Source organism: Capnocytophaga felis (assembly GCF_009684755.1).
In the GTDB taxonomy this organism is placed as follows: Bacteria; Bacteroidota; Bacteroidia; order Flavobacteriales; family Flavobacteriaceae; genus Capnocytophaga; species Capnocytophaga felis.
This window is the reverse complement of record NZ_BLBC01000022.1, coordinates 1-1,894: the sequence shown is the minus strand read 5'-3', so window position 1 is coordinate 1,894 and position 1,894 is coordinate 1. Positions and strand designations below refer to the sequence as shown.

Genomic DNA, 1,894 nt, shown 5'->3' with positions numbered 1-1,894 from the left:
ATTTCACACCTAAAACGACATTTCGTCCCATTCGGGGAAAGTTTTTCCAGTCGGCATAGGTGGTATAATACGTATTGAATAAATTTTCTACTTCTAACTGAAAATCAACTTGATGTGAACCCAAAGGCAATACGTATGAAACTGCAAGATTCACCAGCGTATATGCGGAAGTGGCGTCCTCGCCGTAAGCCGTACTGAATTGGGTTTGCTCTAAATCGCCTTCAACGGTAACCGCTGATGAAAAACGATTTTTGCGAAAAACCATAGATGATAAATAATAAGGCGGACGCACAAACGGCAAGGGATTTCCTTCAAAATCAGCTCCGTAAGCATAACCCAAAGTGTTTTTCCAAAGCCAATATTTTCCGAAAACGTATTCCGTTTGTAATGAAAGATTAAGCTGATGGGCGTGCGGTAATGACTCATACATTTTCAAGCCTCGTTTTTCAGCTCCGAGTGGCGTCATCTGCCAAGCAGGCTGTCCGAAAGGTTGTCCGAAAATATAATTCTGGATATGAAAAAAATTACTTTTGAAGGCAAATTTCCACTGATTGTTCGTATATTGAGCCGAAAAATTTCCTTCCCACGAAGTTTCATTATTCAAATTCGGATTTCCGATATAATCATATCCGTCCGAGTTGTTAAAAAGATAGAAGCCATAACTTTCTGAAACAGAAGGAGCTCGCTGTCCCCAACCTGCACCCACCGAAATTTCCCAACTCTCTGAAAACCAAGAATAAGAGCTGTAAATACTCGGCAAAACCCGATTTTTACTTCGCTCAAACCGATGAAATACCTGATTGAGATTGTAACCCACATCGCTTTTTACGTAATTATTCTGCCAACCCATATTTCCGTTTAAGGTTATCTTCTGATTTTCAGAAATCTCAAATTGGTTTTCTATAAAAATATTGACATTTTTGGTTGCTACCTTAGGCCAAGTATAAGTAAACATCGTGCCGCCGGTTCGGTAGTACATCGTCATTTCGGCGGAGGAAAGATTGTGAAAGGCATTCAGGCGAATATCTTGCGAAAAACGATTTTTCTGCCAACGAATTTTTGAAATTCCGCCAAAGGTTTCGCTTCTTCCGGGCATATCCATTTTTACAGGAAGTTTATCGTTTTCCTCCCGAAATGAATCGTCCATTTCGTGATAAATATCATTGTAATACAGTTTCGTTTCCCATAGTTTAAAGTTCTGATTTTCAAAATAGTGTGTATGTGTCAGCATTGAAATCAAGGCTTTGGCTTTTGAAACGTCCATCGGAAGTGCCGGATAGCCAATATTTTTGGCAGAATCGTAAATCACATTCCCGCGAACCACGTCCCGACTGCCTAATTTCAACCCCACATTTGCCGCAGCATTGCTTTTTTCGTATTGTGAATATTTTATAAGATCCTGATTTCCATCACGATAATTATCTGCTTTTCGATGTGAAAATGAAATATTTACTCCGAAGTTTTGGGAAGAAAAAAGCGTGTTTCCCATTGCAAAACGTTCCAAATTATTGCTTTTTATGCTGGTTTGTAAGGTGTTTTTCCACTGAGGTTTTGCCGAAAAATGCACTTTTTGAGGCTTCAGGTCGATATTTCCGCTAATGGTGGTGCCGTAATGGCTGCCCTCTTGCCCTGAACTAACGCTGATGTCGGACAAATTGTGCATTTCCACGTAGGAAGTTATAGGATCCATTTTGTCAGTACACGCCCCGAAAATCCGTATTCCGTCAATGGTTATCACCGAGCGTTCGCTAAACATATTATTCAGCACAGGCTCAAAAGCATACGCTCCCCTGCGAATTAAATTTACATTTTGCGATATTTGCAGATAATCTTCCACAGAATGACCTATTTTCTGCTCTGAAAGATTTTCCTTCAAACCTTTGATAATCACTTC

The 1,894-nt window shown here is 40.0% G+C and carries 1 protein-coding gene; it reads right to left on the bottom strand.

Translation table 11 applies throughout. The features are described 5' to 3' along the window. Positions 1–1,894, bottom strand: a 1,894-nt coding sequence (locus tag GN105_RS12865) for a TonB-dependent receptor (protein WP_173015009.1), incomplete at both ends; no start/stop codon positions are given.